The 23,449-nt window shown below is 46.7% G+C and carries 21 protein-coding genes and 1 pseudogene; 19 read left to right on the forward strand and 3 right to left on the reverse strand.

What is annotated here, in order from left to right; all coding sequences use genetic code 11:
* A pseudogene (locus QUB16_RS07465) lies at positions 1-379 on the forward strand (hypothetical protein); the annotation flags it as partial.
* A 393-nt stretch (positions 380-772) separates the two neighbouring features.
* On the opposite strand, the gene dpdE reads toward QUB16_RS07465, so the two are convergent.
* A complete protein-coding gene (gene dpdE / locus QUB16_RS07470) occupies positions 773-4,099 on the reverse strand; it encodes a protein DpdE (protein ID WP_333315218.1) in 3,327 nt (1,108 codons plus the stop codon).
* 469 nt (positions 4,100-4,568) lie between these two features.
* On the opposite strand from dpdE, the gene QUB16_RS07475 reads away from it, so the two are divergent.
* A complete protein-coding gene (locus QUB16_RS07475; protein ID WP_333315220.1) occupies positions 4,569-4,826 on the forward strand; it encodes a hypothetical protein in 258 nt (85 codons plus the stop codon).
* 37 nt (positions 4,827-4,863) lie between these two features.
* Here the strand turns inward: QUB16_RS07475 and QUB16_RS07480 are convergent, their stop codons facing one another.
* Positions 4,864-5,523 (reverse strand): glutathione S-transferase, encoded by a 660-nt coding sequence (locus QUB16_RS07480; protein WP_333315221.1) that lies wholly within the window; start codon positions 5,521-5,523, stop codon positions 4,864-4,866.
* A gap of 128 nt (positions 5,524-5,651) precedes the next feature.
* Entirely contained in the window at positions 5,652-6,599 is a 948-nt protein-coding gene (gene trhO, locus QUB16_RS07485) for an oxygen-dependent tRNA uridine(34) hydroxylase TrhO (RefSeq protein ID WP_333315223.1), read from the reverse strand.
* Positions 6,600-7,298: 699 nt separating this feature from the next.
* Between trhO and QUB16_RS07490 the strand changes: the two genes are divergently transcribed.
* From QUB16_RS07490 to QUB16_RS07570, 17 genes are all read left to right on the forward strand, one after another.
* Positions 7,299-8,543, forward strand: a complete 1,245-nt coding sequence (locus QUB16_RS07490; protein WP_333315225.1) for a tyrosine-type recombinase/integrase — start codon at positions 7,299-7,301, stop codon at positions 8,541-8,543.
* Between the two features lie 264 nt (positions 8,544-8,807).
* Complete coding sequence (locus tag QUB16_RS07495) at positions 8,808-9,329, forward strand: hypothetical protein (protein ID WP_333315226.1); 522 nt, start codon at positions 8,808-8,810, stop codon at positions 9,327-9,329.
* Positions 9,326-9,835 (forward strand): hypothetical protein, encoded by a 510-nt coding sequence (locus QUB16_RS07500; RefSeq protein WP_333315227.1) that lies wholly within the window; start codon positions 9,326-9,328, stop codon positions 9,833-9,835. Before QUB16_RS07495 ends, QUB16_RS07500 begins: the two co-directional genes overlap by 4 nt.
* Positions 9,836-10,099, forward strand: a complete 264-nt coding sequence (locus tag QUB16_RS07505) for a hypothetical protein (RefSeq protein ID WP_333315228.1) — start codon at positions 9,836-9,838, stop codon at positions 10,097-10,099.
* Positions 10,090-10,632: a hypothetical protein gene (locus tag QUB16_RS07510; protein ID WP_333315229.1), complete on the forward strand. Its 543-nt coding sequence runs from the start codon at positions 10,090-10,092 to the stop codon at positions 10,630-10,632. Before QUB16_RS07505 ends, QUB16_RS07510 begins: the two co-directional genes overlap by 10 nt.
* Positions 10,629-10,940: a hypothetical protein gene (locus QUB16_RS07515; RefSeq protein WP_333315230.1), complete on the forward strand. Its 312-nt coding sequence runs from the start codon at positions 10,629-10,631 to the stop codon at positions 10,938-10,940. Before QUB16_RS07510 ends, QUB16_RS07515 begins: the two co-directional genes overlap by 4 nt.
* A 179-nt stretch (positions 10,941-11,119) precedes the next feature.
* Entirely contained in the window at positions 11,120-11,581 is a 462-nt protein-coding gene (locus QUB16_RS07520) for a hypothetical protein (protein ID WP_333315231.1), read from the forward strand.
* 25 nt (positions 11,582-11,606) lie between these two features.
* The gene (locus tag QUB16_RS07525; protein ID WP_333315233.1) at positions 11,607-14,657 is read left to right on the forward strand and encodes a DUF3987 domain-containing protein; all 3,051 of its coding nucleotides are present in this window, start codon (positions 11,607-11,609) and stop codon (positions 14,655-14,657) included.
* A gap of 118 nt (positions 14,658-14,775) precedes the next feature.
* On the forward strand, positions 14,776-15,762 hold the full coding sequence (locus QUB16_RS07530; protein WP_333315235.1) for a hypothetical protein: 987 nt from the start codon (positions 14,776-14,778) through the stop codon (positions 15,760-15,762).
* A gap of 396 nt (positions 15,763-16,158) precedes the next feature.
* Complete coding sequence (locus QUB16_RS07535; protein ID WP_333315236.1) at positions 16,159-17,397, forward strand: tyrosine-type recombinase/integrase; 1,239 nt, start codon at positions 16,159-16,161, stop codon at positions 17,395-17,397.
* Positions 17,398-17,661: 264 nt separating this feature from the next.
* Positions 17,662-18,141: a hypothetical protein gene (locus QUB16_RS07540; RefSeq protein ID WP_333315238.1), complete on the forward strand. Its 480-nt coding sequence runs from the start codon at positions 17,662-17,664 to the stop codon at positions 18,139-18,141.
* Positions 18,138-18,647, forward strand: coding sequence for a hypothetical protein (locus QUB16_RS07545; protein WP_333315239.1), 510 nt, complete (start codon positions 18,138-18,140; stop codon positions 18,645-18,647). Before QUB16_RS07540 ends, QUB16_RS07545 begins: the two co-directional genes overlap by 4 nt.
* Positions 18,647-18,868, forward strand: coding sequence for a hypothetical protein (locus QUB16_RS07550; RefSeq protein WP_333315241.1), 222 nt, complete (start codon positions 18,647-18,649; stop codon positions 18,866-18,868). The genes QUB16_RS07545 and QUB16_RS07550 overlap by 1 nt, the downstream gene beginning before the upstream one ends.
* On the forward strand, positions 18,868-19,131 hold the full coding sequence (locus tag QUB16_RS07555) for a hypothetical protein (RefSeq protein ID WP_333315242.1): 264 nt from the start codon (positions 18,868-18,870) through the stop codon (positions 19,129-19,131). The genes QUB16_RS07550 and QUB16_RS07555 overlap by 1 nt, the downstream gene beginning before the upstream one ends.
* Complete coding sequence (locus QUB16_RS07560) at positions 19,122-19,709, forward strand: hypothetical protein (RefSeq protein WP_333315243.1); 588 nt, start codon at positions 19,122-19,124, stop codon at positions 19,707-19,709. The genes QUB16_RS07555 and QUB16_RS07560 overlap by 10 nt, the downstream gene beginning before the upstream one ends.
* Positions 19,702-19,974: a hypothetical protein gene (locus QUB16_RS07565; RefSeq protein WP_333315244.1), complete on the forward strand. Its 273-nt coding sequence runs from the start codon at positions 19,702-19,704 to the stop codon at positions 19,972-19,974. Before QUB16_RS07560 ends, QUB16_RS07565 begins: the two co-directional genes overlap by 8 nt.
* A 467-nt stretch (positions 19,975-20,441) precedes the next feature.
* Positions 20,442-23,438 (forward strand): DUF3987 domain-containing protein, encoded by a 2,997-nt coding sequence (locus QUB16_RS07570; protein WP_333315245.1) that lies wholly within the window; start codon positions 20,442-20,444, stop codon positions 23,436-23,438.
* Positions 23,439-23,449 lie beyond the last annotated feature (11 nt).

Below are 23,449 nucleotides of genomic sequence, written 5' to 3' on the forward strand. Positions count from 1 at the left end.
ACCTACTCCGGCAACAAGTAACACACATATTGGAAGTGTTGCTGTAGAGGTACTGCCGGGAAAATCCCTTGCCCTGAGTGAGGGTGAGGCTGAATCACTCAGGCAGGAACTAGATGCGGTACGTATCGAGAATCAGCGGTTACAGAGTATGTTAGATAACTCAGAGACTGAAAGGGAAAAACTTAATCAACAGTTAGAGGAAGCTCGATCACAACTTGAGACAGTACAGGTCAACCCGCCGACAACGCCAGTAGCTAAATTTAAGCTACCAGAAGCGGGCCGCTTACTCAACCAATTAAAAGCCAAGCGCAAGAAGTCCAAGTGCGACCTAGCAGATCTAGAGGAAATTTTGGATATGCTGGATAGCTTGTTACCTTAACTCAGTGCGATCGCACGGCACAGTAGTTCGATCGTGTCACTCACGCTATGCACATCTTGTGATTGTAGGTTTTCGGGTTGCGACCGGGACGGTATCGGGTTTAGCATCTTTGAGTATAGCCGCCTATTACTGGCGGCTAAGAGTAAAAATGAAGGCTAGGGCCGGTACGGTATGGTGTCGCTAGTGATTTACTTTAAAGTCGATATTGAGTTTCGGCCTGCAGCACAATCGTAAATATCGCTACGTGTAGCACTGTCTAGAATTTATCTAGAGAAAAATCACTCTTAAGTAACCTAGCTGAACGGCTGAAACGGCGTAAACACGTTAGTAGTCTAGAATTACTCTAGAATCTAGAGTGAGAATGGCTGAAACTATTGATTTTGCGTTTTATGGCTACTCCTTTACAGCAGGAGGACGCCCAGAAATCACCATAAATCCCACAGACTCAAGAGTCATGTGCGGGCGGCGAATCCCAGCTAAAACCGCTTGACTCAACAAACTTTCCGTACTGATTTCCTCAGCCAAAACCGATTCTAAAAGTTGTTCGGATTTAGAAAGTCGATTCAAGCGCAATTGCAATTGATTCACCCGGTTTTCGAGTTGGATAGCAGCAGTAACAGCAGATCGATCGCACATTTCCACAAAAGCCGATCGCCCCCGCAGCAATTCCTCCGATACCACCCGTCCCTTTTGACAAAAATCATCCCATTCTAGCGGATCGACAAAACTGTCAATCAGCGACGTGCGATTTTTCGACAAATTGTAATCCCGATTTGGCCCGCCTTTCCCCTTATAAGCCCGCTGCAAAATCGCTAGAATTTCCGCATCTTCCACCAGAGACATCTGCTCGCTGCGAGCATCTACAAACACAGTTTCAAAAATTGGGATAAACAGAGCATCAGCGCGGCGCTGCAAAGCTTTCAAGTTGTAATTTTCGATGTTTTGTGCTTGCAAAACTTGCTCGGCTGGCTGCACATCAGTCTGGATTGAATAATTAAACTGAAAGCCGAACCACTCCTTCCCTGGCTCCGCATCCCAACTTTCATCATGCCGCCACATGGCAAAAGCTTGACCGCGATCGTCCCAGCGAATATAAGAGCCAAGTGCATCGATCAATCCCTCACCAATGCGGTAAAGAGCCACATCCGCATTCTGATAAGCAATACGGCGATTGTAACTACCATATTGCTGGCAATAAGGAACCAATCTGGTCATCAAATCCTTCGAGGGAATTAACGTTTTTTGAGTAGGTTTATAGCGCATCAACCCCGATACACTCGGATGTTCGATTTGTTTGAAGTGAAGAGCTTGACACAACCAACCTTCAGTAGCCCGCTGCATTTCTTTATGCTTAGCATCGCAGTTGTCGAGAGATTCAAAATACTGAGATGCAGTGTCATCAAGAGTATCAATTTCATCAAGAACGTACTGTTCGTCAATTTTTATTTTCTCTTGTTCGATTTCAGTTTTAATCGCTTCAATTTCGCTGGATAAACCCTTGCCTCCCTCAGCAAACAACTTTTCTTCAAGTTTGATAATTTTTTCCTCAGCATAAAACTGAAGGCTGGCAATAGATTTGTTGAAGATATCAAACCCATCTTTTAAAACTTGAAACCAAGCTTCGTGGGGACTCTCCGGCAAATCCGGGCCTGCAAACAAACAAAATTGCACTCCCATTTTGCTGCCAATGCGATCGACTCTGCCGAGTCTTTGTTCTAACTGGTTGGGAAACCACGGCAAATCGAAGTGAACTAACCAATCTGTCAATTGCAGATTTACCCCTACTTCTGCCGATCGATCGCACACTAAGATAAAACAATGCGCTTCTGTCTTAAACCGCTTGAGACTAGCCTCAACATCATCAGCCGATTTGCTCGTGTCATGGCTGGCGATCGCATTTTTACCAAAGATTTTAGCTAAATTTTCCGCAATCTCTTGACAAGTTGCAGTAAAACTGGTAAAGATCACAATTTTCGGGAAACGCTCGCCCGGAATCGGCCGTTTAATTTGCTGTTGAATTCTCGACAGCAAATCGCGAGGTTTGCTGTGATACTCGCGCGGAACCTTCAAAGCAACTGCCAGAAATCGGAGAATGGCGATTCGTAACAAACTCAGTCGATCGAGTCCTTCCTGGGGCTTTTCCAGGGTATTGAGCAAGGTTTCCAGCATTTCCCTTTCTTCGGGAAACAGCTCCGTTTTGGTCAAAATTGCCGTGTCATTTTGTCCAAATTCGCGATCGAGTTCGGGAGTCGATTTTTTCTGCAAGCGAGCTTTGACAACCCGTTCTAAAACATTCAGCCAAGTACCAGAAGCGCGGAAAAACAGCAGAAAAATTCTCTGATATTCGATCGACTTGGGAGCGACTGTGCGCCATTTATCGAGTACAGTTTGAATTTCCGACCACTGTTCATCATTCAGATCGTACTCAGTTTTGGGGACACCCTCTCGATCGAAAATCACATCTTCAACCGCATCCCGGCGGTTGCGAAGGATGCGACGGTGCAGGCGGTAGGTATCTCTAACGTGAGTGCGAATAGTTCGGACTAGGCGAGCCTGTTCTGCGGTTTCTTTAGTTTTCAAACAACTTTCTAAATCTGTTGCTAAGCCGATTAAATAATCATCTTTGGCGAAAATAGTGCGAAGTTGAGCGAGTTTTGTTTGCAAAACAGCCGGCTTGGCATTTTCTCGGAAATCCAGCAAAGCGCGGCCGATTTCTTGACGGTTTTGCACCTGTTCTTTGAAGCTTTCCAGGTCATCAAGACGGTAAGTTGCGGGCTCTAGCAAGTGCAGCATCGTTAGAAAATCTTGCTCGCGGCCGAGAACTGGCGTTGCAGATAATAACAATACATTTTTACTTTTTTGAGCTAGTTTCTGACAAAGTTCAAACGACTGCTGCTCAACACGATCGCTCGAATTTGCCATTGCCGCCACATCATGCGCTTCATCCACAATCAGAAAATCGAGGTTAGCGTTGCGGCTAATTTGATTGATGTCGCTAACAGCCACAAGCTGCACTCGGTCAGCAAAATGAGACAAATAGAATTTATTTTCCAACTCCTGCCGCCACTGTTCGAGCAAGTATTTCGGAACCAGAACCACAGCGCGTCCGTTGGGTTCATCTAGCAGAAATTGGCGGAGAATTGTGCCGGCTTCTACTGTTTTTCCGAGTCCTGGTTCGTCTGCCAATAAATAGCGCACGATTGGGTCTTCTAGGACGCGCCGGACGACTTCTACTTGGTGCGGATAGAGGTCTATGTTAGCAGAAATTAAACCCGTCATGCCGCGGCTGACGGCCCGCTGTTCGATCGCAGATTGAACGAATGCCAATCGGCGATCGTGAAAATACGGCGTTTCTTGGCCTTTGACTGCTAAAATGTCGATCGGATCGGCGATCGGGATATTGCAGCGAACGTAAAGTTCGGTTTCAACAGCTTGCAAACTTTGGCTGTCGGGGAGGTCAATTTCGTACTCTAATTTATCTTCATCCCAGTCATAAACTCGCCCAATTATCCATCTTTCCTGAGTGGTACTCCAGAGGTAGCAGCGGGTTTGGCGCTGAAGTCTAGCTTCTTGCAGTAGACTTAATGGCACAGTTTTGCGGAGGCGGTTTTTAACTGAGCAAAAATATTCAACTACCGCCTCGGTACGCGATACCTCGACAACTTTTCCGACTCCCAAATCGTTTCTGGGCGATCGAACTAACGAACCAACATCAATCATAGTTTCAGCCTGACAATACTTACTAGAATACACTAACGCCTTTCACGTTAAAATTTTTAGCAAAATGCGATTTTTGCCGGTGTCACTTTTCTAGTCAAATGACAGTAAATCTTGTATTCTGAAAAAAATAAGTTTAGCATGGTAACTCACATTTTGCACCATTCTCCAGAACGGGCAAGATGCCCGTTCCACAAAAGATAAATTTTCTTAAATATAAATTTTCTTGTGGAACAGGCATCTTGCCTGTTCCTAAAAGGCTAGTTGAGAATGGTGCAACCTATGTATTAAAACTCACATCTTGCACCATTCTCCAGAACGGGCAAGATGCCCGTTCCACACAAGATAAATTTTCTTAAGGATAAATTTTCTTGTGGAACAGGCATCTTGCCTGTTCCTAAAAGGCTCATTGAGAATGGTGCAACCTATGAGTTAAAACTCACATTTTACACCCTTCTCAAGAACGGGCAAGATGCCCGTTCCACAAAAGATAAATTTTCTTGTGGATAAATTTTCTTGTGGAACAGGCATCTTGCCTGTTCCTAAAAGGCTCATTGAGAATGGTGCAACCTATGAGTTAAAACTCACATTTTACACCCTTCTCAAGAACGGGCAAGATGCCCGTTCCACAAAAGATAAATTTTCTTGTGGAACAGGCATCTTGCCTGTTCCTAAAAGGCTACCATTTTCTGTCCCTAGAAAACGTAGTGAAACAATCTCAAACCCTTGATTCAACGCCCTTGAGTGCCTAAGTCCTGAATAACTAATTACGAGGAAGGAAAAATAACACCTAGATTACCGGATTCCCATTTCGGATATTTCTGCATAACACTGCTATAAATTTCCGACTCTGTGAACGCTGTTAACCAAGCTTGTAGCCCAGGCCAAGGCTGTTGGTTGAACCAAGTTCGATCTGCTGTATGAGCGAATTGACGAACAAAAGGTGCGATCGCCATATCAGCAAATGCTACATTGTTACCAAACAAATATTTAGTGGCACTTAACTGTGAGTTGAGTTTTTCCAGGAATAAAGAACCTTCATAACGATGTACTTGGGCATCAACACCGGGATAACGATCGGGGTACTTATAACGGTCAAGATGATATTTAAACCTATCATCAAATAGAGCTATAAGTTCCAACATTTCTGTAACAGAACCTTGCTGTGGCATCAACCATTTTTCAGGATCGTGTTGTCTCAATGCCCACAACATGATATCAATACTTTGATCGAGTACACGCCCGTCAACATCAATCAATATTGGTACTGTACCTTTGGGAGATACCTCCAACATCTCTGGTGGTTTGTCTCGCAAAACAACTTCCCGCAACTCACACACCCGATTGCTAACCATTAAGGCCAAGCGCGCGCGCATAGCATAGGGACAGCGGCGGAAGGAATACAAAATCGGGTATGTTGCTGACATATTATATGTTTAGTCGATCGCACGATCGGGTTTTTCGGGTCAGAAACCCGGTTTCTTTCGATATTTCTCGTCGCCACACAAGATTTTTCCGAGAAACCGGGTTTCTTTGAACTTAGTGAATAATAATATTAGTCGATCGCACCATCTACTTTTTCCTTCGCCTCGTAGCGGGCGCCTATATGTACTTGGTTGCGACGCTTAGCAAGCTCAATCTGACGTTGACGTTCAGATAAAGCTTGTTTTTTAGTTTCAGTTTTTGAGTCATGACAATGAGGACAACTCACACCAAGTACAAATAATTCAGAAGCCTTATCTTCCTGACTAATCGGGTGACGACAACCGCGACAAAGTTCATAGTTTCCCGGCTTTAAGTCCTGACCAACAGAAACCCGTTCATCAAACACAAAACATTCACCTTCCCAACGACTTTCTGCTTCCGGCACCGTTTCCAAATATTTTAAAATTCCGCCTTCGAGATGATAGACTTCCTCAAAACCTTGACTACGCAAAAAAGCAGTAGATTTCTCGCAGCGAATACCACCCGTGCAAAACATTGCCACCTTGGGTTTATTGCGTAAAGCAGTTTCCCGCAACACCCATTCAGGTAACTCGGAAAAGCTTTTTGTTTTTGGATTAATAGCGCCTTCAAAAGTACCCATAGATACCTCGAAGTCGTTACGCACATCAACCACCACAACATCGGGATCGTCAAGCAGCTTATTCCACTCATCAGGCTTAACATATTTGCCCGCCATGAGGCGCGGATTAATCTCCGGTACCCCCATCGTGACGATTTCGCGCTTCAAGCGTATTTTCAGGCGGTAAAAAGGTGCTTTTTCCGAGAAAGATTCCTTGTGTACCAAATCCGCAAAACGCGGGTCACTACGCAAGAATGCCAGCACTGCGTGTACGCCCTCGGACGAGCCGGCAATCGTGCCATTAATGCCTTCTTGGGCCAGCAAGATAGTGCCTTTAACGTTGTTGTGGTTGCAACAATCGAGTAGCGGTGCTTTCAGCTCAGCAAAATCCGGTAGTTCAACGAACTTATATAAAGCAGCGGTTAAGAAATAAGCCATATATCGAATGGATAAGAGTAATTAAATTTCATAATTAAATTATATGAAAATTCAGTCAAAGCGGACGGTGGGACTCGAACCCACGATGTTCAGCGGAAGAGGTAAGCATCACTCATGGAACCCCATACTGGCAAAGGGTTACATCCTCCGAACTAATTTTTGTATCCCGTGTGGTCTCGAAATTGTCTCCAAAGTGCTAACCTTGTCCTGTCGCTTTTGAAATTTTACCATGACCCATACGTCTAGTAGAGGTGCGGAATGTGGGTTAAAAGCACCACGCAAAAAGTCGAGGGCTGATTTGGCGGATATGGAAACTGTGCTGGACGTATTGGCAGAGCTAGGCGCTTAACCAAAGCCATATTTAGAGACACTCCAAATACTCTCCACATTGTCTCCAAATTGTCTCCAAACAGCCCTCAAAAACCCTGTGTTTGTCTCCAAAAACATCCTGTACAACCACAGAGATCCAGCCCTAGAAACGCCAAAACCCTTGATTCCTCAAGAGTTTTAAAGAGTTTTTTCGCAAGCGGACGGTGGGACTCGAACCCACGACGTTCAGCCTTCCAAGCGATAGCAAGGAATCTGCAAACCCTTTGTACCGTAAGGAATTCTCACAAAAGGTTTTTGCCGTCCGCTGTTTCCGTAGTCAAACCGTAGTCAATTTTGTAAAATTGGTCGATCGAGTTTGAGCAAAAATACATGACTAAAACTCCCCAATCGGGCAGGAAAGCTTCTTACGGTTCTGTGGTGGTAGCAACTCGCGAGGGGAGACTGCGGTTACAACTGCCAAGACATTTGTACGGGGGAGAGCAAAAATACCTGTCTTTGGGGATGGCAGATACCCCTGAAAACTGGGAACTGGCAGAAGCCAAAGCACAGTCGATTGAATCCGACATCAAGTTTGAGCGGTTTGACCCAACTCTCAAAAAGTACAAGTCACAGACTCACTTGACTGTTGTTGAGACAATCAAGCCTAAACCGGAACTGACTCTAAGTAAATTATTTGAGAGATATTTAGAGTTCAAAAAACCTGCTGTCAAGCCCACAACTTTTCACTATTTAGTAACGAGCATTCAAGCTTATATTGACCGCTGCCCTTACCAAGGCTTGTCTGAGGATGATGCTTTGCAAATACGCGCGTGGCTGCTAGGCGATACTACTAACAGCATGACTAAGCGAGTCTTGACTTACGTGAATGCAGCCGTTGAATGGGGGATTAAATTCAAAATTATCACCAGGTTGTCCGCTTCCCCTTTTAACGGAATGGCAGCCGACTTGCCAAAACACAACTGGCAAAACGACCCCGAACCGAACGCTTTTAGTCCAGAAGAAAAGGCGTTGGTATTAGAAGCTTTCAAACACCACAATGGGAATTGGAACGGCAGGGGCTATGGAGGGCAGAAGCTTTGCTTTTATTACCCTGTGGTGCAATTTTGGTTCATGACTGGATGCCGTCCCTCGGAGGCTGTTGGCTTGAGGTGGCGCGATATTGCTTCCGACTTTTCTCACATTGTGTTCAACGGCAGTGTGCAGCATCCGGGCGGAATAGAGACTAGGGTTGATGGCAGTAAAAACAACAAGCGTCGTAGGTTCCCTTGTAATCAGGAGTTAAGCGAGTTTTTAAGAAAGCTTGAGCCTGAAAATTTGACGGATAGAAACAGTCTGGTTTTTCCCTCACCCAAGAAGGGCGGGGCGATTAATTACAGCAATTTCACTATAAGAACTTGGCACCCGTTGGTTGACTCAATAACCGAGAAAACTCGCGCCTGTGAAGGACACCACAAAACGACTACTCCCTACTCTTGTCGGGATACTTTTATCAGCGAACAAGTTGGTAAGGGTGTACCGAGTGCAGTGGTTGCTAAATGGTGTGATACGTCGGAGAAAGTGATTAATGCTGTGTATTTAGACGGCAAAATTTTGGAGCATTTACGCCCGCTTTGATGCTGTTAGGATGTTGATTCTAGGGGCAACTTTTGCGAAACCAGACTTTACACTTCCTGTGTTGACAAGGAAGTGGAAGTCTGCACTCGTGAGTAACTAAGGAAGATTGATGCGCGGTTGACGAGCACTTGCAATGCTAGCCAAACCACGACTTCCCCAAACCGTTCAATCTCAACGTTTGGAGCCTATAAATTATGCCATTTTCAGCCGATTGTCCTAACGGACGATCGCAACTCTTAATGATTGAGTTGACGGGGTTTTGCCATGACTAAACCTACCGTCAGCTACCGTCGCATTGACCAATTAAAGGCGATCGCCTATGACCGTGGCTTCACCAATGAAGACGCCAGACAGTTCGGGAAACTCAGCAAAACTGCTACCTGGGAAGCGCTGCTAGAACTGTACCTAGTTGACGGTGAGTCACTTGACACAGTGAAGGTAGACACTGTAGACAGTTTGAGTGTAGACACTGTAGACACAATACCTGAACTGCTTGACCCGCAAGCTGTAGACATTGTAGACACCACGCCTGAACTGCTTAACCCGCAAGCTGTAGACACTGTAGACAGCCTTGATTGGACTAACGACGGTTCATTCCCTGTGTGCGGTTTCACCCGCCAGAATTCCACTTTTTTAGACTGGGTTGACTTTGGGCAACTCATCGCACTTGTACTCGCATCGGCGGGGGTATTTGTGCTGGCAATGTCTATGTGGCGACAAATCAATCCCCTGAATTTATTTCCTTCCCCAGTTCGCATCAACATTCAAATCGGGACAAAATTATGAGCTTACAACTACGCCTATTCGGTGGCAATTCTGATGCTGGAAAAATGACTGCCAGCAACGACGGCGGACACGCAATCGACAAATCAAAAGTTTTGGCAAGCACTGACACAAGCGTCATCACACCGCTAAATCCTGGTAATTTTTCCAGCATCCGCAGTGTTCCAGTTGTGCCAGCACCGCGCTACTTTACTAAGGAAGAAGCGGACGCTATGAAGGACTTGGCAAAGGAGAAAACAGACGGTGCAAAACAGTCTAAACGTGCCTATGAAGCTCTGGCAAAAGTCGAAGAAGCCGATGCTAAAGTTCACCGTCATCACCGCAAATATGAGGGTGTTGTCGCCGATAATGAACTGGGAAAAAAGCGCTCAGACACTCGACTAGCTAAGCACTTGCACAGTTTGCGTCCCGGCTATGCCCGACTGGGTTTAGGGATTGATAAAGCTGACAGCGATGCCCGTACTCGGATTGATGCGATTAAGGCAAAACTCACGGGGGGAACTGACTAAATGAAAGCGATGTATCTGGCTAACTACTTCGTTGCCGGATGCGTCGCTTTCTCCCTTCTGGGGTGGATAGCGAGTCTGCATCCGATGGCAATGAAAGCCGTTTCATTTTTGTTAGCAGCGATTGCGATTGCTTGGGGGTTGAGCTGGTTGCTTGACTACTCCCTGAGTAAGTTACTCAAGATTTCAGTGGCTGATTTACAGGCAGTTTTAATTGGCGGTTTGGCGATGCTGCTGATTGGTTTGGGGATGTTTCTATGCAGCTAAAACTGTTTGTATTGAGTGCGTCCTCTGTTGTGCTGTGGTTGGTTCCACTATCAGCACTAGACAAAACGCTAGACACTCACAAAGCGCTGCAAGGGGTGAGTTTGTGTGCTGCAATTGCCTGTGCAGTTTCCGCTGGAAATATCGCCCGTCAACTGGCAGACAAGGGAGAAATCGAGAAACTGAAACTGAGAGCAATTAAGGCAGATGTAGAGGACGAAATTAGTGCCAGCGTCTACGTTTCACAGCAACAAAGACAACAGGAAGTAGAACTTATCCTGACTTCCCCTGGCGTTGACGTGGAAGCTAGCCGTCAAGCGCTGGAAGCTATATACAGCAGCGACTTACAGGAAACTGCTTCCGCTTCCGACTCTCCTGATTACCCTATATACTTGGAAGTTTGTAAGTCAATGGAAGCGGGTAAGTCTGTGACTTGGATTGTTGAGAATGTACTCAAAATGGGAGGGCGCAAATTCTCAGAAGGCAAGGTGAAATTGCAAAATTTAATCAATCAGTTTGAGGGGGAAAAGGAATGAACAGACTGCCAAACATCCCCACAGCAGCAGCCCTAAGATTGACTGGTACTAAGTCAGAAATAGAGTTAGTTCTGGCAGTTCTGCGAGGCAAGGACTTCTTTTGGAAAACTAACGGCAAGTTTTACCCGCAACGGGGAGAGGACAATCAGTACGCTTACTACCTCAACGAACTGCAATTACCGCAGATCGGTGTAGCAGTCTCGGCAACACCAACACCGGGGGAAGCACAACCTCGGCCGTGGGATGCTGTTTTAGGTGGTCAGGGCGCAGAAAAATCCGTCCGAAATTTCGGACAAAAGTCCCTCTGACTTGGCGGCGCCGAAAGCCTTGTTCTGACTCACTCGTCTAGTGCTTTTACCTTTAAACCCGACGAGTGAGTTTTGGTACGTTTTCGGTACGTTTTTTTTACGTTTTCGGTTCGTTGCTGGGACAAAATTTGAGCGACGGCTGTTTGTTGAAGATGTACCGCCACCACTAAAATAATGAAATGATAGACGACACCCTCGCACTAATTAGCAGTATCAAGCTTCTCAACAAGCACCTTTGGGGCAATGAGGAGGAAATCTCCCCTGTCGATACTTACAATCTTGCGCTGGTGAGCAATCGTCTAAATTCTTTTTTAGGTTGGGGAGAAAATAGGATAAAGACTCCCAAGACTTTTAACCAGTGGGAGTTTTGGCAGTTCGTCTGTAAGCGCTTAGAGGAAGAAACACGGGAAGAAATCAAGAAGCTGCTTAAGAATTTTCCGCCGCGCCCTAGGCTTAATTTCTTGTTTTGGCTCCTCTGCCTCTTTGTCGCCTATTTGTTTGCCTTGCCGTGTCCTTGTAGTCAAGGCAACAAAATATGTGGGGGTATTCTCGATCCTCCGATTGTCCGATTTATCCCTCTCCCTGGTATCGAAATAGGTGGCTGTGCTCGCAACGACAGCTTAATTGCACCCGCAATCTAACTCGCGGGGCGGTTCCTCCTATGCCTTGAATTTTTCAAAAACTGTAAAAACCAAAAAACCGCTGCTCGAAGATTGGAACCCTTACGCAACGGCTTTTGGCAATCAAACTCGCTTAGGGCGAGAAATTTTCATGTACGACAATTCTACTTCAATCGGCGGTCAACTTACAAGTGTTCGCGGAAATCTTGTCAGCAGCAGCAAGTCCAATCCTTGCCCGGTCTGTGGACGCACCAAAGACCGCGACTGCCGTATTAGCCATGACGGGAAGATGGTACTGTGTCATCAAAACTTTGACCACACCAAAACTCAACAGCCTGACCTGTGGCACTTTGACGGCACAAGTTCTGATAGCCGCTGTGGCGTGTACGTCTTCAAAGAAAAAACTACCAAAGACATCCGCCCAAAAGGTACTCGCTATTGGGAATATCCCGATCGCAATGGCTACCCTTTGGCACGTGTAGAACGGGTTGACGATGGTGAGGGCAACAAGAAAATCAAGCAACAACGCTGGGATAAAGATAAAAAACAATGGCTGTACGGGCTAGGCACAGATAAGGATTTAAACAAGGTTGCCCGTGCCAGTATCCCGGTTTACCGCTATGCCGAAATCAGAAAGGCGATCGCAAATAATGAAACGATTTACCTTGTAGAGGGTGAACCTTGCGCTGACTTATTTTGGAAGCTTGGGCTAGCTGCGACTACCAATATCGGCGGTAGCGGTAAATTCACACTTACGGACTCTTTGGACTTGCAGGGTGCAAAGGTGATTGTCATAGTCCCTGACCGTGACAAAAAGGGAATTGAACACGCCGACAAGCTTGCCGAACACTTCCCTGATGCTCTGTGGCTCTATCCGTTCCCAGAGAGTAAAGCTTGGGAAAATTTGCCAGAGAAAGGCGGGCTCGATATTTTTGATTGGATTGACCACGAAAAACTTTCAGCAAGTCAAGTAAAGGCCGCAATCGGAGAGAAGAAGGTTTTTGAAACTTCCCCCCAGTTAGGGGCAAAAGTTGTCCGTCCTGAAAAGTTTCAAGTTCCCCACATCTCCGAGCTAGGGGGAGAGATTGAAGAACTGCTAGAGTCCGACCTCAAGAAATCTCAGCTACAGCTTAAAATCTCCGAGCTCGCCCAAAAATACCGTCTCAACTCTGCCGATGTCTGGAAAATTTACCGCGAGCTTGAACAAGAGTCCGAGCAAGAAGCCAACAAGGAAGACACGAGAATCGGAATTGAACAACTACTGGCCTCCAAGTCTGCCAGCGTCAAACTCTCAGAAATCTTCCCTGAATCTCTGGCCGCTCCGATCGAAGAAGTAGCGCGACGCATGAACCTCAAGCCTGAATGCTACGCGCTGGCACTGATTTCCGGTGTCTCAAGATTCTTGAAGAATGGCAGTAGCACCATGCTTGTGGAGGAATGGAACAGGTATCGGTGTCGGACTTTTGGTTACTTCGGAGCTCTAATCGCTGAGTCAAGCCAGATGAAGACTCCGGTATTGAACGCCATGATTACAGACCCGCTAGCAGCAATGCGGCAAAAGAACCAGGAGAAGTTCAATGCCCAAGAAAAAGCCTACAAAGAGGAGCTCGAACAATGGAAAAACAGCAAGGATGAGGACAAAGGCCCCGCGCCTGATGCCCCTGTGGAGACAATCCCCTACATCACTAAAGCTACATGGGAGGGGATAGCAGGGATGGTAGGTCGAAATCCCATTCAAGGGATACTGTGGCTCTGCGATGAGCTTGCAGGATTTTTCAAATCAGCCAACCAGTACCGCAGTGGTAAGGGAAGTGACAAAGAGGACTTACTGGAATGTTGGAGTGGTAATGGCGCTGTAGTGGCACGTGCAGCCGGCACTACTGTCAACGTGGGTGCGGTATCCCTTTCTATTTATGGAAACATCCAGCCCAAGGTCTTAGAACCCTTTCTGGGAGATGGCAGTGACGACAACGGAACCTTTGCCCGATTTGACTTTGTTCAACAGCCACCAGCGTTAACTCAGATAACTTTAGGGGTGTCAAAGATTGACATCAACCCAATGCTGCAAGCGCTCTACGAAAGGGTGGATGCTATCCCGATGATGCAATTCGAGCTAGATGAGGAAGCCCGAAAGTTGTTTGTGGACTACTACAACCACTGCCAGCGACTCCGACTGAATCATCCCAAACAAGGGATGCGGGCGATGTTAGGTAAGGCCGCTGAGAAAGTTGGCCGCGTCGCAACCATCCTGCACTGTATCCACGCTGCACACATGGGGATTGAGGTTTCCTCTAAGATTCCTGCCTGTCAAGTTGCTGCTGCTATCAAGTGGGTTGAGTACACGACACAGCAAGCTTTGAGCATAAATATTGAGGTTTCCAGTCCCGATGCACTTGAAAGTAATCTCGCCAAAATCATCTCGCTGGCAGAACGCAATGGTGGCGTGGTATCAGTTCGCGAGGTAAGCAAGACTTTCAACGGAAAGCACCGAAAATCAAATCAAGAAATTCAAGAATGGTTCGCGGAATTAGCAACCATGAATTATGGAGAGGTTACAAGCAAAGGGCGAAGTATTCTATTTTCTCTTACTTATGTGTCCCCAATGTCCCCAATAGGCTACAAGCAAGACACCGCAAGCATTACAGATGGGGACACCCCTGTCCCCACTATGTCCCCAACACCCCCATTAAGTGACACAGTGTCCCCATCAAGTCAATCTAATGGGGACAATTGGGGACACATTGGGGACACCCCTGTCCCCAATTCCAAAACCATGCCAAATATAGGATTGAACTCTAATGGGGACATTGGGGACACTTTTATAACTTCTCCTAAAACCTCTCAGTCCTCAATGATGAGCTGTACTACAGAAACCGCTAAATCAACGGCAACCTCTGCCAAGAAGCCTAGAACCTTTGAGATAGGCGACTTGGTGGAAATTACGCTAAAGAGCGACTACCAGGGGCAAAAAGGCAAGATTGCCAATATTGGACTTGGGGCAAGGGAGATTGACTATTATGTGCAGCTTGAAGGCGAGAAGGTGCTTGTTACTGTACCGATGGGTGCAGATAGTTTTCCTTACTTGAGAAAGCTGTAGAAAATCACCGATCGCAAATGAAGCTTTAACTTACTCAACCTTTAAGCAACCCTTGACAGTTGCTTAAAGGTTGCTTAAGCTGGTTGCATAAGTAGTTAGGCAACTTGGTACGCAACCTATGACAATTCCATCGGTGATGCAAGGATTGATAGAGACAGAGGACGGCAAGGTATTCGAGCTAGACTCCCCCAAGGGTTCCACATGGTTGGAGTCGATCGGCTCTTTCAGATATGAACCCACAGGAGACGGCAAACCCTACACAGTCCGCAAAGAAGGTAAGAACGGTGAATACTGGTACGGTTGCAGAAAGGTTGCAGGAAAGGTACGCAAAAAATACATAGGTAAAAGCTCAGAAGTCACTGTGGCTAGGCTTGAGGAGGTTGCAGAAGCCTTGGAGATGCCCCCAGTGCCACGGACTGAGAAGGTTGCAGAAGTTGCAGAAGTCTCACAGGTTGCAGAACAAGTTGCAGAAGTTGCAGAAGTCTCACAGGTTGCAGAACAGGTTGCAGAAAGTAGAATAACAGCGTTAGAGTTGCAGGTAGCGACATTGCTAAAAGCCGTTGAAGCGTTACAGGAGGCACTGCCGGGAAAGTTCGAGTCGGGTAACTCTCTGGAATTGCCTAAAGTAGATAGCGAGGTTACAGAACGGTTGCATAATGAGTTAAGCAACCTAGAAGCAGAACGCGCCGATCGCAAATTGATTGAGGAAGAAATCGAAATCTTGCGTCGGAGCTTGGAAAGAAGCGATACGCTCATCAAATTAAGGAATCAGGAAATCGCGACGCTAAATTCTCGACTGGCAGCGAAGGATGAAACCATTGCAGAAGCATCTGAACAATCCGACAGGCTCGAACGGGAATTAGCCGAAGTGCGATCGCAACTCGAAGCAGAACGCGCCGATCGGGAGGGAATTGAGACGGAACTCTCCGACCTGAGACAAAAATCAGTCACTGCCAGCAAAGATTTACCCGATGCGGGCGACTTGCTCAATCAGTTAATGGCCAAGTACGAAAAAAAGAAAGTCGAGGGCATGAAACCTAAGAAACCTACCGCATCGCTCGCAGACATCGAGGGGATTCTAGAACTGCTTGTGAGGGAACCCTGACTTACTACTGGAAGCGAGGCATTCTGGGGGGAAGGGCTGACTAGGGTCAAAACTTGATACTCAATTGATACTCAGTTGATACTCAGTTTGGTCGTTTTCTCGTCAAACCGTAGTCAGTTGATACTCAGTTGATACTCAGTTTGGCTCCCAAATTACCCCTATTCTAGGCAATAAAAAACCTCAAACCGTTGATTTCTCGTTGGTTTGAGGTTTTTATAGAAGTAAGCGGGCAGCGGGAATCGAACCCGCATAATTAGCTTGGAAGGCTAGCGGACTCGCACTGACAATCCTTTTGTGCGCAAGGGTTTGCAGGTTTTGCCTTAGTAGGTGTCGGACGATTGTATCCAATCTGTATCCAAAAGGTGTATTGTGATGGTGTTGAGTTGGTAATCAGCCATGACTAACCTGCCACCGTTTAAGGCAAAAAAAGGCTCTGTCGTTGTTCAGACCAATGAAGGGAGATTACGCCTTCAAATGCCTAGACATCTTTACGGGGGAAACCGAAAATTCCTGTACCTAAATCTAGCCGATACCCCTGAGAACTGGGAACTGGCAGAAGCTAAGGCACAGTTGATTGAATCTGACATCAAGTTTGAGCGGTTTGACCCCACACTCAAGAAGTACAAGCCACAGACTCACTTGACCGTGGTTGAGACAATCAAGCCTAAGCCGGAACTGACGCTGACTCAGTTATTTGCTAAATACTTGGAGTTCAAGAAACCAGCGCTCAAAGCGACAACTTTCAATTACTTGGTGACGGGCATTCAAAGTTATGTTGACCGTTGCCCCTACCAGCCTCTTTCAGAGGACTGTGCTTTGCAGGTGCGCGCGTGGCTGTTGGAGGATACGACTAACAGCATGACTAAAAGGATTTTGACTCACCTAAATGCAGCGGTAAAGTGGGGGATTAAGTTCAAGATTGTTAAGGGTTTAACTGTATCCCCGTTTGAAGGGCTGGCAGCGGAACTGCCTAAACATAACTGGGAAAGTGACCCGGAACCGAACGCATTTACAGCACAAGAAAAAGAGCTGGTTTTGGAGGCTTTTAAGAACCACAGAGGTACTTGGAATGGGAGGGGAGAAACCGGGCAAAAGTTGTGTTTTTACTACCCGATGGTGCGGTTCTGGCTGCTAACTGGATGCCGTCCATCTGAAGCTGTGGGATTGAGGTGGTCTGACATTGCTACTGACTTTTCTCACATTGTGTTCAACGGGAGTATACAACACCCAAGCGGTAAGGAGACAAGGGTTGACGGCAGTAAAAACAACAAACGGCGTAAATTTCCTTGCAATCAAGAGCTGGTTCAGTTGTTGAAAAGTATCAAGCCACAAAACCTGACTGATAAGGATAGGTTGGTTTTTCCATCACCTATTAAGGGCGGGGCGATTAACTACAACAATTTCAGTAAGCAGGTATGGCATAAATTGGTTGACCCGATTACTGAAAAAACCAGGCAACACGAACAGGGTTCTAAGACTACTACCCCTTACTCTTGCCGGGATACTTTTATTAGTGAACAGGTTGGCAAGGGTGTACCGAGTGCGGTGGTTGCTAAGTGGTGTGATACGTCGGAAAGGGTAATTAATGCTGTGTATTTAGACGGCAAGATTTTGGAGCATTTACGCCCGCTTTGATGTTGTTAGGATGTTGATTCTAGGGGCAACTTTTGCGAAACAAAACTTTACACTTCCTGTGTTGACAAGGGGAGGGAAGTCTGCAATCGTGAGTAACTAAGGAAGATTGTTGCGCGGTTGACGAGCACTTGCAATGCTAGCCAAACCACGACTTCCCCAAACCGTTTCTGTACAACGTTTGGAGCCTATAAATTATGCCACTTTCAGCCGATTGTCCTAACGGACGATCGCAACTCTTAATGATTGAGTTGACGGGGTTTTGCCATGACTAAGCCTACCGTCAGCTACCGTCGCATTGACCAACTTAAGGCGATCGCCTATGACCGTGGCTTCACTAATGAAGACGCCAGACAGTTCGGGAAACTCAGCAAAACTGCTACGTGGGAAGCACTGCTAGAACTGTACCTCGTTGACGGCGAATCGCTTGACACAGTGAATGTAGACCGTGTAGACAGCATAAACGTAGACAGTATAGACGCGACATCTGAACCGCTTGACACAAAAAGTGTAGACACTGTAGACACCCTAGATTGGACTAACGACGGTTCGTTCCCTGTTTGTGGTTTTACCCGCCAGAATTCCACCAGCTTTTTAGACTGGGTTGACTTCTCTCAACTCATCGCACTCGTACTCGCATCGGCGGGAGTTTTTGTGCTGGCAATGTCTATGTGGCGACAAATCAATCCCTTGAATTTATTTCCCTCCCCAGTTCGCATCAACATTCAAATCGGGACAAAATTATGAGCTTACAACTACGCCTTTTTGGCGGCAATTCTGATGCTGGAAAACTTACTGCCAGCAACGACGGCGGACACGCAATCGACAAGTCAAAAGTCTTGGCAAGCACTGACACAAGCGTTATAACGCCATCAAATCCTGGTAATTTTGACTCCGTTCGTAGTGTTCCCGTAGTTCCCGCCCCGCGCTATTTCACGAAGGAAGAAGCGGACGCAATGAAAGATTTGGCAAAGGAGAAAACAGACGGTGCACGGCAGTCTAAACGCGCTTACAAAGCTTTGACCAAGATTGAAGTGGCTGACAAAACAGTTCACAAAGAGCACCGCAAATATGAGGGTGCGGTTGCTGAGAATGAGCTAGGCAAGATACGCGCTAACGCTGGTTTGGCGAAAAAGTTACACGCACTCCGACCCGGCTATGCACGACTGGGTTTAGGGATTGATAAAGCTGACTCCGACGCCAGGACTCGGATTGATGAAATTAAAGCCAAACTGACCGGAGGCGCAAGCTAATGGAATATATGTGGCTTTCCGGCAACAAAAAAGAAGTGAAGAAATTGGTAGAAGCTTTACGAGCTAACGGGTTCACCTTTGACCTTACCCACTTTGTGGAAATATCAAATTCCCCTTTTGGGCGCAACCAATGCTCCTATACCTTGGAGAATTTCCGTCCCCCCGCCTTACCTACCCCTCAGCCTCGCCCGTTGGATGCCGTGTTAGGAGGTAAAAAATAATGAAAGCGATGTATCTGGCAAATTACTTCGTTGCCGGGTGCGTCGCTTTCTCCCTTTTGGGGTGGATAGCGAGTCTGCATCCAATGGCAATGAAAGCCGTTTTATTCTTGTTAGCAGCGATTGCGACTGCTTGGGGTTTGAGTTGGTTACTTGACTACTCCCTGAGTAAACTGCTCAAGATTTCAGTGGCTGATTTACAAGCGCTTTTAATCGGCGGTTTAGCTATGCTGCTGATTGGTTTGGGGGTGTTTCTATGCAGCTAAAACTGTTTGTATTGAGTGCGTCCTCTGTCGTGCTGTGGTTGGTTCCACTAGCAGCGCTAGACAAAACGCTAGACACTCACAAAGCGCTGCAAGGGGTGAGTCTGTGTGCTGCGATTGCTTGTGCAGTATCGGCGGGTAATATCGCCCGCAGACTGGCCGAACAAGGGGAGATTGAGGCAATCAAAGAGCGGGCAATCACTGCCGATGTGGTGGATGAAATCTCGACAAGCGTATACATTTCTCAGAAACAAAGACAACAGGAAGCAGAACAAATTCTGGCAACAAACGAACGAACCGACGAACAAGAGGCAGAACTCGATTCGATAAGAGAATCACTAGAACTGCTACTGAACCAGACTTCTGGCGATTCTGGCGAACTCGCAGTCGTGAATTTATCCACTAGACAGCGCGAACAAATCGAACTGATTCTGCAATGTCACGCGAAGGGCATCACCGGCAAGAATAAAATCCTTAAAGAAGTTTGGGGAGTGTCAGCCGGCAGTAGCCAATCCTACCGGGACGCGAAGGCTGAGTATGAATTTTTGATGCCGTTTGTAAAAGGGGAAAGTGATGACTAAACAGCCAAACATCCCAACAACAGCAGCCCTAAGATTGACTGGTACTAAGTCAGAAATAGAGTCAGTATTGGCTGTTCTGCGAGGCAAGGACTTCTTCTGGAAAACTAACGGCAAGTTCTACCCGCAACGGGGGGAGGATAATCAGTACGCCTACTACCTCAACGAATTGCAATTGCCTCAGCTCGGGGTAGCAGTCCCGCCAACACCAGGGGAACCACAACCTCGACCGTGGGATGCCGTTTTGGGGGGTCAGGGCGATCGGTAGCCGCCAAGCAAAGGAGTAGTGATTTTGGATAGGTATCCAACACATATGTTTTTGTCGGAAACCCATAGGGTTTCGGGTAGTGTTCAATGTATGTTCATCGTCAACCCACATTACGCAACGTAGCGGGCTACATCTCCAACATCCAGCGTCATGTGTCGGTGCCACTTGGTACAATCAAATCACGCGCGGTTCTAAAACGAAAAATCCACGATGTGCCACCCATCCGGGAAGTAAGAAACGCGCTTATGACATGGCTAAAGACCGCAGTGGCTGATAGCAAGGATTACCATGTCTCCACATTCCGTCCTACTCCTCCACCTGCAATCAAGGATAGGCGACTAAAGCCAGTCGCCTATATTCTCTAATGGCTTAAAACTATACACACAGCAAAAAACCGCTCTCTTTGAAGTTTGGCGACAACGAAGAACGGCTTTTGCAATCAAACTCGCTCAGGGCGAGCTAAATTCATGTACAACAATTCTACTCCGATCGGTGGTCAAGTTACAAGTGTTCGTGGCAATCTTGTCAAAGTTTCCAAATCTAACCCTTGCCCGCACTGTGGCAAACCTGACTGGTGCTACGCCATAGGTGAGTTGTCAGTCTGCAACCGCGACCAACCGCCCGCTACTGGTTGGGAAGCGACATCGAAAGCAGACAAGGACGGCAAAATTTTCTATGCCCGCCCACAAGAAAAGAAACCAGCGCGACCCAAACAAACTCGCTATTTTCCCTACCCCGCCCGCGACGGCTCCCCGTTGGTTCGTGCGATTCGTGTGGATGATGGCGAAGGTAAAAAGAAAATCTGGCAAGAACACTGGGACGGTTCTAAATGGCAAAAAGGCTTAGGCGATGTTGCCCGTGCCAGCATCCCAGTTTACAGATATCAGGAAGTTCAAAAGGCAAAAGCAGAAGGTCAACTAATTTTCACAGTCGATGGGGAACAGTGCGCTGACATTTTTTGGGATTTAGGTTTGGCCGCCACTACCAGCTTCGGCGGGATGGGTAAGTTTTCCCAGACCGACTCTCTGGATTTACAGGGCGCGGTTGTTGTCATCACCCCTGATCGCGACCAACCAGGACTTAAGGATGCTGAGAAAATCGCCCAACACTTCCCCGATGCTCTGTGGCTCTACTGCTACCCAGAATCTAAAGCTTGGGAAAATCCACAAAAAAGTCAGGGTCTAGATGTTTTCGATTGGATTCAAGACAGAAAACTTTCAGCCGATGACATAAAAGCGGCGATTGGAGAGAAGAAAGTTTTTAAGGCCCCGGCTCCGACTTCACAAGCAACAGCAAATGTTATCCGACCGACGCAGTTTCAAATTCCTTCACTTTCTGAGCTAGGCAAAGAAATTGACGAACTGCTGGATTCCGACCTCAAGAAATCTCAGGTGCAGCTTAAGATTTCTGAGCTGGCTCAAAAGTATCGCATCAACTCTGCTGATATCTGGAAAATTTACCGCGACCGCGAGCAAGAGTTAGAGCAAGAAGTCAACCGGGAAGATACGGCGGCTGAAGTTGCGCGGTTGCTGGAAATTAAGCAATCAAAAATCGAACTCTCAGAAATTTTGCCGGCACAACTAGCAGAGCCGATCGAGAAACTAGCAGGCAAGCTAAACCTAAAACCTGAATGTTACTTAGCGGCGCTACTGACTCAAGTATCAGGACTGTTTAAGGTTGGCACTGAGATTTTGCTGCGACGCGATACCAACTACCGATGCACTCCCAACTACTTCGCCGGCATTGTGGCTGAAAGTTCACAAAAAAAATCTCCAATTCTGCGAGCGATGCTTACGCTTCCTATGAAACCTTTACAGGACAAGGCTCGCGAGGAATACAAAGAAGCCTTTGCAGATTACGAGAAGGAGTACGCAGCTTGGAAAAATACAAAAGGAGAAGATAAGGGCCCCGCCCCCAAAGAGCCGCGCCAGAGAATTTATCATTTTTCAAAGACTACGGGTGAGGGGATTTTATACCAAGTTCAGGCACATCCCGATCAGGCCCTAACATACCGATGTGACGAACTAGCAAGCTTGTTCAAATCTACTAACCAATATCGAGGTGGCAAGGGGAGCGACGATGAAGACTTGCTCGAATTCTGGAACGGCACAGGCTCTACGGTACTGCGAGCTAAAGGAGTAGCAGCAGATTTAGACGGGCTACTGTTAAGCGTGTTTGGAACCATTCAACCAGAAGTGCTTGCAGGATTTTTGAAAGATTGCAGCGACTCAAACGGCAAATTTGCTCGATTCGATTTTGTGGTTCAACCTTTAGCGGCCTCAGACTTGCCAGATGAAGATACAGAATTACCCGATACCACAACCCACATTCTGAGCTCGCTCTACAAAAAAATAGATGCTCTACCTAAGTTAGAGATGGAGTTCGATCGCGATGCTAAAAAACTTTTCGCCACATTCTACCGACAAATAGAAAAACAGCGGGAAACCGAACCGAGGCAAGGTACACGGGCGATGCTCGGCAAGATGCCTGAGAAGGTCGGTAAGATGGCCGCCATCATCCACACCATTAATTCTGTTGTCAACGGTGTCGAGGTCGATCTACTGATTCCCCGAAGTGCGGTGGAGGCGGCGATTAAATTTGTGAAATTTACGGCTGACCAGATAGTCAACCTCTACACAGAATTTAGCGATCAGACGGCGCTCGCTCCAAATCTGATGAAAATTATGCAGGCCGCAGAACGGCAAGGGGGGAAAATTTCAACCCGCGAAGCTCAACACCTATTCCACATAAAACAGCGGCCGACCGCTCAAACGGTTCGCGAGTGGTTTTCTGAACTTCAAGAAATGAAACACGGCGAAGTTACCACAGTTAAAAAATCTGCTTTTTTAACTTTAACCACAACCACAGTTACCACAGTACATCAGAACCTAGACACAGAGCGGGCTAACCCTTACCACAGTACCCAAAAACCCGTTACCACAGTTACCACAGTAAATGATGTTGACTGTGGTAACTGTGGTACTACTGTGGTAACGGTTTTACCACAGTCCGAACCCTTACCAGATAAGGCTTTAAAGCCTACTGTGGTAACTGTGGTAACAAATTCACCACCTTCTGAAAAATCAGAGAATTTATTGTTGAGTTACCTTACCGAACCTCACGAATTTGCTCAAGAAATCAGAAAGGCGATCGCAAATTTTGACCGACTGCTCGCCCTGGAAGTTGAGGAAGCTTTGAAGGGTAAGGCAAAAGCAAAATTGAGGGATGAAGTTAAAAATGCTTTGACCCCTGGTGAACGTCAAAACTTTAAACTTTTGGCTAAAGCAGGATTTCTGCAGGGTACGCGAGTTAAATATGTCGGCGACCCTAAATATGCCGAACAGTATGAAGGGTTAGAGCTAAGAGTTCACAGTATGGACGCATACTTCGAGATTGCGTGTCTTAAGCCTGATGGCTCTCTCACAACATGGATGAAGCCAGAGGAACTAGAAATTATAAGCTGAAGGAATGTTAT

It is taken from the genome of Microcoleus sp. D3_18a_C4 (assembly GCF_036702415.1).
Taxonomy (GTDB): domain Bacteria; phylum Cyanobacteriota; class Cyanobacteriia; order Cyanobacteriales; family Microcoleaceae; genus Microcoleus.

Bases quoted from the DNA above. Each gene is read 5' to 3' on its own strand.
- QUB16_RS07535 (WP_333315236.1), top strand. From the start codon at position 16,159: ATGACTAACCTGCCACCGTTTAAGGCAAAAAAAGGCTCTGTCGTTGTT.
- QUB16_RS07565 (WP_333315244.1), top strand. From the start codon at position 19,702: ATGACTAAACAGCCAAACATCCCAACAACAGCAGCCCTAAGATTGACT.
- QUB16_RS07475 (WP_333315220.1), top strand. From the start codon at position 4,569: ATGCCCGTTCCACAAAAGATAAATTTTCTTGTGGATAAATTTTCTTGT.
- QUB16_RS07505 (WP_333315228.1), top strand. From the start codon at position 9,836: ATGAAAGCGATGTATCTGGCTAACTACTTCGTTGCCGGATGCGTCGCT.
- QUB16_RS07490 (WP_333315225.1), top strand. From the start codon at position 7,299: ATGACTAAAACTCCCCAATCGGGCAGGAAAGCTTCTTACGGTTCTGTG.
- QUB16_RS07520 (WP_333315231.1), top strand. From the start codon at position 11,120: ATGATAGACGACACCCTCGCACTAATTAGCAGTATCAAGCTTCTCAAC.
- QUB16_RS07550 (WP_333315241.1), top strand. From the start codon at position 18,647: ATGGAATATATGTGGCTTTCCGGCAACAAAAAAGAAGTGAAGAAATTG.
- trhO (WP_333315223.1), bottom strand. From the start codon at position 6,599: ATGGCTTATTTCTTAACCGCTGCTTTATATAAGTTCGTTGAACTACCG.
- QUB16_RS07510 (WP_333315229.1), top strand. From the start codon at position 10,090: ATGCAGCTAAAACTGTTTGTATTGAGTGCGTCCTCTGTTGTGCTGTGG.
- QUB16_RS07495 (WP_333315226.1), top strand. From the start codon at position 8,808: ATGACTAAACCTACCGTCAGCTACCGTCGCATTGACCAATTAAAGGCG.
- QUB16_RS07540 (WP_333315238.1), top strand. From the start codon at position 17,662: ATGACTAAGCCTACCGTCAGCTACCGTCGCATTGACCAACTTAAGGCG.
- QUB16_RS07515 (WP_333315230.1), top strand. From the start codon at position 10,629: ATGAACAGACTGCCAAACATCCCCACAGCAGCAGCCCTAAGATTGACT.
- QUB16_RS07530 (WP_333315235.1), top strand. From the start codon at position 14,776: ATGACAATTCCATCGGTGATGCAAGGATTGATAGAGACAGAGGACGGC.
- QUB16_RS07570 (WP_333315245.1), top strand. From the start codon at position 20,442: ATGTACAACAATTCTACTCCGATCGGTGGTCAAGTTACAAGTGTTCGT.
- dpdE (WP_333315218.1), bottom strand. From the start codon at position 4,099: ATGATTGATGTTGGTTCGTTAGTTCGATCGCCCAGAAACGATTTGGGA.
- QUB16_RS07560 (WP_333315243.1), top strand. From the start codon at position 19,122: ATGCAGCTAAAACTGTTTGTATTGAGTGCGTCCTCTGTCGTGCTGTGG.
- QUB16_RS07500 (WP_333315227.1), top strand. From the start codon at position 9,326: ATGAGCTTACAACTACGCCTATTCGGTGGCAATTCTGATGCTGGAAAA.
- QUB16_RS07480 (WP_333315221.1), bottom strand. From the start codon at position 5,523: ATGTCAGCAACATACCCGATTTTGTATTCCTTCCGCCGCTGTCCCTAT.
- QUB16_RS07555 (WP_333315242.1), top strand. From the start codon at position 18,868: ATGAAAGCGATGTATCTGGCAAATTACTTCGTTGCCGGGTGCGTCGCT.
- QUB16_RS07545 (WP_333315239.1), top strand. From the start codon at position 18,138: ATGAGCTTACAACTACGCCTTTTTGGCGGCAATTCTGATGCTGGAAAA.